At 68.0% G+C, this 9,395-nt stretch carries 7 protein-coding genes, 1 tRNA gene and 3 pseudogenes; 4 read left to right on the top strand and 7 right to left on the bottom strand.

All coding sequences use genetic code 11. The features are described 5' to 3' along the window. Positions 1 to 37: 37 nt before the first annotated feature. Positions 38 to 556, bottom strand: coding sequence for a hypothetical protein (locus CH341_RS23935; RefSeq protein WP_146604594.1), 519 nt, complete (start codon positions 554 to 556; stop codon positions 38 to 40). A gap of 303 nt (positions 557 to 859) precedes the next feature. Here CH341_RS23935 and CH341_RS23930 point away from each other — a divergent pair. Continuing rightward, a tRNA-Ile gene (locus tag CH341_RS23930) sits at positions 860 to 935 on the top strand. Between the two features lie 237 nt (positions 936 to 1,172). Here the strand turns inward: CH341_RS23930 and CH341_RS23925 are convergent. Genes CH341_RS23925 through CH341_RS23915 form a run of 3 tightly spaced genes read right to left on the bottom strand, consistent with a single transcriptional unit; the run spans position 1,173 to position 4,026 of the window. Continuing rightward, positions 1,173 to 2,795 carry a recombinase family protein gene (locus CH341_RS23925; RefSeq protein WP_111421497.1) on the bottom strand — a complete coding sequence of 541 codons (1,623 nt, stop codon included), beginning with the start codon at positions 2,793 to 2,795 and terminating at the stop codon, positions 1,173 to 1,175. 8 nt (positions 2,796 to 2,803) lie between these two features. After that, entirely contained in the window at positions 2,804 to 3,277 is a 474-nt protein-coding gene (locus CH341_RS23920) for a DUF2924 domain-containing protein (protein ID WP_111421494.1), read from the bottom strand. A gap of 2 nt (positions 3,278 to 3,279) precedes the next feature. Then, complete coding sequence (locus CH341_RS23915) at positions 3,280 to 4,026, bottom strand: DUF3489 domain-containing protein (RefSeq protein WP_245431223.1); 747 nt, start codon at positions 4,024 to 4,026, stop codon at positions 3,280 to 3,282. 342 nt (positions 4,027 to 4,368) lie between these two features. On the opposite strand from CH341_RS23915, the pseudogene CH341_RS23910 reads away from it, so the two are divergent. Together CH341_RS23910 and CH341_RS36030 are read left to right on the top strand one after the other, a co-directional pair. Then, positions 4,369 to 5,649: pseudogene (locus CH341_RS23910) on the top strand (IS701 family transposase). A gap of 450 nt (positions 5,650 to 6,099) precedes the next feature. Beyond that, positions 6,100 to 6,327, top strand: a pseudogene (locus CH341_RS36030) (transposase); the annotation flags it as partial. A 129-nt stretch (positions 6,328 to 6,456) separates the two neighbouring features. Here CH341_RS36030 and CH341_RS36500 read toward each other — a convergent pair. The 3 genes and pseudogenes from CH341_RS36500 to CH341_RS23890 form a co-directional block, all read right to left on the bottom strand. Continuing rightward, positions 6,457 to 6,894: a holo-ACP synthase gene (locus tag CH341_RS36500; RefSeq protein WP_111421492.1), complete on the bottom strand. Its 438-nt coding sequence runs from the start codon at positions 6,892 to 6,894 to the stop codon at positions 6,457 to 6,459. Between the two features lie 511 nt (positions 6,895 to 7,405). Then, positions 7,406 to 7,711, bottom strand: a pseudogene (locus tag CH341_RS23895) (ATP-binding protein); the annotation flags it as partial. A 214-nt stretch (positions 7,712 to 7,925) separates the two neighbouring features. Continuing rightward, positions 7,926 to 8,933, bottom strand: a complete 1,008-nt coding sequence (locus tag CH341_RS23890; RefSeq protein ID WP_111421491.1) for a helix-turn-helix transcriptional regulator — start codon at positions 8,931 to 8,933, stop codon at positions 7,926 to 7,928. 266 nt (positions 8,934 to 9,199) lie between these two features. On the opposite strand from CH341_RS23890, the gene CH341_RS23885 reads away from it, so the two are divergent. Then, on the top strand, positions 9,200 to 9,395 hold a 196-nt coding region (locus CH341_RS23885; protein ID WP_146604592.1), incomplete at its 3' end, for a hypothetical protein.

The raw sequence follows: 9,395 nt of genomic DNA, 5'->3' as shown, positions 1-9,395 counted from the left end.
TCGGCCTCGCCCTGCTGCTCGGCATCCTGGCGGCGCGCTACGGCATCGTCCGGCCGATGCTGGACATGACCGGGGCCTCGGTCAGCATGTGGCCGCCCTCCCCGGCCGGCACGGCCTCCTCGGCGGTGGCGACAGGGGCGCGCGGTGCCGGCTCGGGCGTCTCCGGCAGGACGGCGCGGATCAGGTCGCCGAGCGGATCGATCGACGGCGGCACCGGCGCGGCCCGCCGCCCGCGCTCGTCGGCGGCGACCAGCGGCAGCGCCGTGCCGGCAGCGGCGCGCGCCTCGGCGGCCGCAGCGGCCGGCGCTTGCGGCGCGGCGGGCGGCTCCGCGTCGGCGGTCTCCAGCTCGCCCGGCAGGCCCGAGGCGATCATCAGGCGGCGCTGCGTCTCGTCGACCGGGATCACCGACAGCTGGAGCAGCGCGCGGCCGACGATCGGCACCTCGCCGATCCGCGTCGTCGCCTCGGGCGACGGCACGAGCCCGCGGGCCGCGACCATCAGCACGACGAACACGGCCGCCACCGCGACCAGCATCAACCGGAACGTAGGAAGCATGACGACCCCGCCCAACGCCGCGCCGGCGTCCTCTGTCCGCCCGTGACGGTCGCGGATCGATTCGCGCAGGCTAACAGAATCGGATTCGCCCGTGAATCGTCCCCGACGTGATCGCGCTGCGCGACTTGAAGGCGCCGCCCGACGGTCCGCCCCCCAGAGGGCGCCTGGCTTGCGGGCCGCCCTTGAACCGATTCGGTTTTCGGCATCCGGCAGCCGGCGTGCCCGGCCGCGCGCCCGTTGTCTGGACCATCCCCCCCTGATAGGGTCCCGCGGCCTGCCGCCGCCCCCCAGCCCAGGACGCGCGGGCCCGTAGCTCAATGGTCAGAGCCGGCGGCTCATAACCGCTTGGTTGCAGGTTCGAGTCCTGCCGGGCCCACCACCCAGCCGAGTAGAACCACCGGACACGCCGGCCAGCCCCCAAAAGCCCTGTATTTCGCGCGTTTACGGCACCCCTTGCTGAGGCACCCACGGTCTCTGGTACCCGATTCGCGACGGTTCCGGCCGTTTTTGGAGGTCCGTCTCTGGGGTTTCGAAACCCGTTCCCGGCGGGCGAACGCGCACCACGTCGGAGACCGTTTCGAACAGGCGTAGAGACTGGTTCGTCCGGCGCCTCGCGCTACCCGGGCAGCCCGAGCATGTGGCGCTGGCGCGTCCACTCGGCGGGCGGATCGGAGAGCCGCGCCACCCCGATGCCACGCGGCAGCCGGCCGGCGACCGCGGCCTCGACCAGATCCGGGGCCAGGAAGGCGAGCGAGATGATCTTGTTCACATGGCGCACGCTGCAGCCCTCGCGGACCGCGATCGCCTCGGCGGTGTCGACGCCGCCCCTGACGATCTCGGCGAGCCAGCTCCGGCCGCGAGCGATCGCCGCCACGAGGGTCGCGCGCGTCTCGGCTCGGATGGGTCGATCGTCGGCTCCGGCCGCACCGGTCGGCAGCAGGATCTCGCGGCGGCGACGCGACGGCGCCTTCCGCCACGGCACCCAGATCGTCTCCAGGTCGGGCCGGTCGCCGTCTTCCCGGTCCTGACCGGCATCGTCATGGCCATCCGATTCACGGCTCGGCCGCGAGCCTCCGACCGTCACCGCAAGCCCGTCGGCACGAACCTCCACACGCGCGACCGCCGTCGTGATCAGATGCCGATCGTCGTCGGACGTTAGTTCGCCGGCCCCGTGCTCCCGAACGGCCGCCGCCACGACGGCCTCGATCTCGGCGGCCGGGACGCGCGCGACGACGCCAGCCTCCTCCGCCCTCCCGTGCAGCAGGGCGGACGAGACATAGTAGCGGTAGCCGACCCCGTGCCGCCGGCCGGTGCTCGGCGTCATCCGGTTGCCGCGACTATCGAAGATGCGACCCGTGAGCGGCGCCTGCGAACTCACGCGTCGTGACGCGCTGCCATTGCGTTGCGCGTCGAGTCTCGCCTGCACGGCGTCGAACAGGTCGCGGTCGACGATGACCGCCTGCTCCCCGGGCAGGACCTCGCCCTTGAAGGCCACCTCCCCGATGTAGAACCGGTTGCGAAGCAGATGAAGCAGCGGCCCCCGTGTGAACGGGATTCCGCCGATCGTCCTGCCGGTCGAGAGGACGCGGTGCTTCGTCACGATCCCGCGCGACCGCAGGTCGACCATCAGCGCATTCAGGCTGCCGCACTCCAGGTACCGGCGGAAGATGGTGCGGACGTGCTCGGCCTCGGCGTGAACCACCTCGATCTTTCGGTCCTTACTGGTGTAGCCGAGCGGGACCATGCCGCCGACCCAAAGCCCCTTACGCTTGGAGGCCGCGATCTTGTCGCGGATTCGCTCCGCCGTGACCTCGCGCTCGAACTGGGCGAAGGACAGAAGGACGTTCAGGGTGAGCCGCCCCATCGACGTCGTCGTGTTGAACTGCTGGGTGACCGAGACGAACGACACGCCGTGGGCATCGAACAGCTCGACCAGCTTGGCGAAGTCGGCGAGCGAGCGGGTCAGCCGATCCACCTTGTAGACGACCACGATGTCGATCCTGCGGGCCGCCACGTCGGCGAGCAGAGCTTGCAGAGCAGGCCGCTCCATCGAGCCACCCGAAAAACCGCCGTCGTCGTAGCGTGCTCGAACGAGAGTCCAACCGGCATGGGCCTGGCTGCGGATATAGGCCTGCGCCGCGTCGTACTGCGCATCGAGCGAGTTGAAGTCCTGCTCCAGACCGTGATCGGTCGAGACCCGGGTGTAGATGGCGCAGCGAACCGCCTTCGGCCTGGACATGGTCTTGCTCACGACGAGGCGGCCGCGCCGCGCAGGCCGAAGAACCGCGGCCCGTTCCAGCGGGTACCCGTGATCGCGAAGGCGACTCCGGACAAGCTGTGATAGGTCGTCCCGTTCCAGGCGAAACCGACGTCGAGCACCGTCACCCGCTCCAGCGCACCGTTCCACTCCCGCACCAGGATGGTGCCGGGCCGCAGCGTCCTGTCGCGCCGCCGCGGCTCGTCCGTCGTGCGACCCGACGGTTCCGCAGGTGCGGCACCGGCACGCCCAAGAAGACGCTCGGTCCCACGGTCGAGGTCTCCGAAGGCATCGGCCTGGAGCCGATAGGCCAGGATGCGAAACAGCAGATGGCGCGGCAGATGGGGCGGCGGCCGCCGCCCGGTCGCCGAGTGCCACCGCGCCCGCAGGCCGTCGAGATCGAGACCGCGAAGATGCGCGATCTCGGTCTCGATGCTGGTTCGATCGATGGAGCGATCCGCCATGGCTAGGCGGCACCCTGCTCGCTCGATGCCAGGTTCGGCACGGCTGCGCCGTCGCACACGATGCGATACACCCGGCCGTGCTCGCCCTTGTCGGAGGCCAGCGTCAACCCGAGCGACTTGCGCACGACGGCCGAGAGGAACCCGCGCACCGAATGCGGCCGCCAGCCGGTCACCTCCATGATCGCGGTGATGGTGGCGCCCTCCGGCCGCTGCAGCATCGTGATCACGTAGGCCTGCTTCGAGTCTGCCCGACTCCGACGAGAGGCCGGAACACGGTGTACTTGGGCGGCTCCGGTCCGCCGCGTCTCACGATCGACCAGATTGCTCGGCTCCGCTGTGCGCTTTTGTGACTCGGCACGGGAGCGGACCGCCGGCGTACGGCTGCGGCCTCGGGCGGTCTTGTCGAGGTCTCCGCGCTCTGCAGCGGCGACGCGTCGGCGGAGCCCGCTAGCGATCTTCTTATGAGACGCGCCCCCGCTTCGTCGCGGCTCGTCGTCGACCCGAATGGCCTTCAGGCCGCGCCGGGTGATGCGCAGTGCGAGCGGTCCCTTCGACTCGTCGCGCCGCCAGATCGGGAGCGTGCCGCGCGCCCGGACCTCCTCGAGAAGCCCTGCACCCAGGAGCTTTGCAGCGCTCTTCTGCATGGCCGAGCGCTTCGCGGCCGAGGGCGACGCCACGCCGAGGTCGGCACGCCGGGCCGCCGAGGACAACAAGACGAGCTGGGAGTCGGTGAGCTTGAAGGCAGGCATCGGGATCCTCCGTTCGGATTCGGCGCGCCACGCGCCGTCACCGCCGAAGCCCCGCACTGGCGCACACGCCGGCGGGGCGGATCCCGGCCAGGGGCTATGCCGCCGGCCAGACGACGGTACTAGTGCTCCAATGCTTGCGGAACGCCAGTCCTTTCTGAATTAGCAGCTGTTCATTTACCCGCAACCTTCACAAATTGAACGCGGCGCTCAACATGAGCCAGGCGGCCTGCGCCAGCGCCTTCTCCTGCAGACGTCTAATCTTACTGAGTCAGAAAGCCGCGGTGCCGGGCAGCATCGCGGGTCGTATGATGGGGAGATTCACGCGCCAGGACGAGGGTGGCGATGGATCTCCAGGGCAAGGACGATGCCGACGCGCGGTTCAGCGCGCATGTCGACGGGCTCGCGAGCGTGCTCGGCCACGCCGATCGGGCCGGTCCGTTCCATGATTACGTCGTGGGGCTGATGGTGCCCGGGGAGCGCAAGAGCGTCGAGCCGATGGCGGCTCGGACGGCGCCAGCGCGAACCTCGGCGCAGCACCAGAAGCTGTTGCATTTCGTGGGGGTGACGGCGTGGTCGGACGATAAGGTCCTGGCCAAGGTCGCAGAGATGGTGCTTCCGGCGATCGAGCGGCACGGGCCGATCGAGGCCTGGATCGTCGACGACACGGGTTTTCCGAAGAAGGGGTCGCATTCGGTCGGGGTGACGCGGCAGTGGTGCGGGCAACTCGGCAAGCAGGACAACTGCCAGGTCGCGGTCTCGCTGTCGCTCGCCAACCGGCACGCCAGCCTGCCGGTGGCCTATCGCCTCTACGTTCCACGTGAGTGGGCCGAGGACCGTGTACGGCGAACCAAAGCCGGCATTCCCGAGGAGATCGGCTTCAGGACCAAGCCGGAGATCGCGCTCGAGCAGATCCGGGCGGCCTGCGACGCTGGGCTTCCCCGCGGCGTCGTGCTGATGGATGCGGGCTACGGGAACCACACGGTTTTGCGGGCCGGCATCACGCCCTCGGACTGGCCTATGTGGCCGGCGTCTTGCCGCAGACCTCGGTCTGGCCTCCGGGGATGGCGCCGCTGCCTCCGAAGCCGTGGTCGGGCCGCGGGCGTCCTCCCAAGCTCGTCAAACGAAGCGCCGACCACCAGCCCGTCTCGGTGAAGGACCTCGCGCGCGGCCTGCCGGCGAAGGCTTGGCGGACGATCGGGTGGCGTGAGGGCTCGTCCGACGGGCTGTCCTCCCGCTTCGCCCGGGTCCGGGTTCGCCCCGCTCACCGCGACTACAACCTCACCACACGCCGAGACGAGGAATGGCTGCTGATCGAATGGCCGAAGGGTGAGCCGGAGCCGATCAAGTATTTAACTTGCGACCGTGTCCGACGACATCGCCTTCCGACGCCTGGTCGATATCGCCAAGCTGCGCTGGCGGATCGAGCGTGACTATCAGGACCTCAAACAGGAGGTCGGGCTCGGATACTTCGAGGGTCGCGGATGGCGCGGCTTCCATCACCACGCCACGCTGTGCATCGCCGCCTACGGATTCCTGATCTCCGAGCGGGAGACCCCGCGGATCCGCCGCTGCGGCCTGAACGCCACGTCCCGAACTCGATCGCGACCATGCGCCTGCGCTTGATCAAGGCCCTCGCCGCACGTCTGCCCCGATGTCCGTGTTGCGGAGCACCAGCACACCTCTCGAGACCCGCCCGGCAACTTGTGACGCAGTAAGACTAAGAGCCCGTTTGGAAACTCAGACGGGCTGCGCCGGAGCCGATTTCGTCGATCCGGCAGGAGCCGATCGAAGGCCGCACCAGGGAGTACGGTCGAGATCGGCGACGAACCGGACGGCCGAAAGCGGCCCGGCCCTCCGGGCCGCGGTGCGAACGCCGGTCGCGGCGTCGAAAAGCTCGCCGATATCCCCGATATCGGCATCGCCTTCCTCCTGGCCTCCGGCTGTTCGCGCCGCGACGCAGCCTCCGTCCGAGTTTCCAAACGGGCTCTAAAAGCCAATCCGAGAGGTTATTGAGTCTCTGGAATCGGTTGTGGTTTCGTGGTTTCTCCGTGATTGGCCAGTGGAGGCACGCCGATGTGGAAGCCCGAACACCTTGTTACCGCGGACCGGCGTGGTCTTCGTATCCGAGCGATCTCACCCACGCCGAATGGTTGTTGATCGAGCCAATGATCCACCGGCGCGGCGGGGTGGCCGCAGGCGATCGGTGAACATCCGCGCGGTTTTCGACGCGATCTTCTACGTGCTGTGGACGGGCCGCCGGTGCCGAAGGATCTGCCACCCAAGAGCACGGCGCATTCCTACTTTATCCTGCTGGATCGCGCGGGTGTTAGCGTCTTCGGCAGCCGGCGACGTACGACGACCAGCAGCGCCGATAAACATCATTGCATGTACGAGCAGCGGGGGAGCCCAGTTAATATTTGAGCAGCGCTCTTAGTCGGGCAATAAAGAAAGAAGGTCAGTGCAGCCTATCCAGCTCCGGGAGGAGCCGACCTCCAGCACAGCGAGGGCGCTCACCCAAGCCGTGCTGCGGATATGCGTGCGAAGTTGGACGAGGGCGGATGTACCGCACAGGTTCACGGCTCGTCGCCTGGCGGCTCCGGTCAGCCGGATGGAGCACCCCAAGCCGTCGATGTTGACCAGAAAATTATGGCGACGATTACCGCCTGCGAAGCCGGTTCCGATCGTTTTAGAGCACGCTTCCTTGAGCGCGAACCCCATGGCGGCACGCTGGACCAGTTGTTCACCGGGCCCGAGCCGAGCCTGCTCTGCGTCCGTGAAGACTTCATCCAGCCAATCCTTACCGAAGCGATCCACGGAACGGCGGATACGGTCGACGCGGCAAAGGTCAACACCGACACCGACGATCATCGTCCGTCACCAGAGCGCACGAAGTGCGATAGCGAGCGCCGCGAAAATGATTGCCCATCCGATGATAATAGCGCCCGCACCTTCGGCTCGAAGCCCCAGAAGGTCGATCTGCGAGCGGGTCTCAAATGCGCGAGCGCCACAAACGATGGTAACGATCGCTGACCGATGTTGAATCCAGCATAGGCGTCGGCCTAGACGATCCCGCCATCTCCATGCAGGCGGCGCTCGGGATGATCGCCGGTGCGATCGCGCGAGTAGAAGAAACACAGCTGCCGGCGGATCGTACCCACCGAACAGGCAATCGTCGCACCCATAAACCCAGGCCCGGCCGGCATCGGTTTTGCCCTTCGTCAGAACCGTCACCGGCGTGTCTCTTTGATGACCCAGCCCACTCAGAATGGGTAATGCAGAATCCGAATCCGGCGCTTGCTCCGCTCATAGCGCGTCTGCGTACGGTCGTCAGTGCCCCCCCAGGATTGTTCGCCGCGCACGTCTTTCGCCGGTTTGTCACTCACCCGGCATGGGTAAGGCGATCGAGCAGCGCGGTGGTCATCTTCGCGTCACCGAAGACGGAAGCCCATTCGCTGAAGCCGAGATTGATGGTGATGACGACGCTGGTGCGCTCATAGAGTTTGCTGAGCAGGTGGAACAGCAGCCCGCCGCCCGAAGCACTGAACGGCAGATGTCCGAGTTCATCGAGGATGACGAGAGCGGAGTGGACGAGCCGGCCGGCGATCTGTCCGGCTTTCCCCTGAGCCTTCTCGAGCTCAAGGGCATTGACGAGTTCGACAGTCGAGAAGAATCGCACCCGCTTGTGACGGATGCGCGGTGATCGGCCACATCTCGCCGGCACGCTGAGCAGCCTCCATGACCAGCGGCGCGACCACGGCCAGCGCCTCGCGATCCATGGGATGGGTCGGAGCCGCCAAGCAGGCGGCAATCACTTCGTCACCGCGATGAGAATGACCAGTTCGACTGTGCGGACAGCGGCCCGCGCCGGGGCGTAACCGTAGATACTGAAGGCGCCGGGCCTATATCCGGGCGCGAAAATGGCGTGGCGGGACACCGAACATGCGCTTGAAGGCGGTGGCGAAATTCGCCGGGTTGGCGTAGCCGGCCAGGAACGCCGCCTCGTTGACCGAGACGCCGTCGCGCTCCAGCGCCTCGCGAGCCCGGTCGAGCTTCCTGGCGCGGATGTGGTCGACCACTGTCGTCCCCCGCGCCGCGCGAAAAATCCGCTGCATGGTGGTGACGCTCATGCCGACGTGACGGGCCACCGTGTCGAGCGTGACGGCATCGTCGAGATGCGCGTCGATGAACTCGCAGACGGCGCGGACCCGGACATAGTCCTTCGGCCGCAGCATCGGCGCCGCGGGGTCCGCCTCGGAGCGGGCGATGGCGTGCAGGGCCTCGCCGACGACCTCGAGGGCGCGGCTCTCGCAATACAGGTTGCGCATCACCGGCGCATAGGCGGGCGGCTTGATGATCTGCTCGACCAGCGAGACGAGGCGGGCGGACGGCGTCCACCGCATGCTGGCGAGATGCGTCCGGCTGAACGCCAGGACGTGGCGGTGGCCCTCGACGGCGTCGAGCCCGCTCTCCTCCAGCCATTGCGGCGATACCGTCACGGTGACCTTGCGGACATGCGTGCCGCAGACCGAGCGGCGCCGGAACGTCTCGCGCCGGGCGCGCGCCACGACCACCGCCTCCACGGGCGCCCCGCGGGCGGACTCCCGATGGCCCATGGGAAAAATCCGCTCGCCCATATGGGCCGTCACGCTGCCTTCGAGAAACAGCGAGAAGGTCAGGCCCGGCTGCTGCACGGCGCGGGTCTCGAGGTCGTGCAGATCCCAGGTGTCGGTGGCGTGCAGGCTCAGCCCGGAGCGCAGCTCCATCTGGACGAAGTCGCCGCGCAGCAGCACCGCGTCGTCGCCGAGAACCGGCTCGACCAGACGGAAGTCGGCGCCCCTCGCCCATCGCCGCAGGTCGCCGTGGCGCACCACGCGGGCGCCGCGCGGGCCCTCGTCGGGCGCGCTCATCGGGAGTTCGACGGACTGATCATCTCCGGACCTTCCGCGGCAGCGACAGTCCTGTCAACGGCGCCTGCGTGTTTTCGAAATGGTATAGCTCTAAACTTCAAAGTCTAGAATTGCAGCAGGGAAGCCATTCGTCGTAGGCGTTTGGTGATTTCGCAAAGGAAATACACGCCCTGTCGAATGTACGCCTTCCCGTCACCCGGTTAACTGTCTCGACCACTGTGGGGGTGGCAAGCACGGCACCGACCGTGACGTCGACGGGGGCTGAGATGAACCATACGACAATCGAATGCGGAGCCGCCCGGATCCTCGGCCTTCTGCTCGCGACCACGATGCTGACGGCTGCCTGCGCGACGGTGGCGAGCGCTCAGGAGGGGACGGCGCTGCCGACCATCCGGGTCGAGAGCGAACGCAGCGGCCCGGGCGGCGACGGTGACGCGACGCCCCCGGGGGGCGGCGCGGACG

The organism is Rhodoplanes roseus, assembly GCF_003258865.1.
Classification (GTDB): domain Bacteria; phylum Pseudomonadota; class Alphaproteobacteria; order Rhizobiales; family Xanthobacteraceae; genus Rhodoplanes; species Rhodoplanes roseus.
This window is presented reverse-complemented; position numbering and strand designations above follow the sequence as displayed.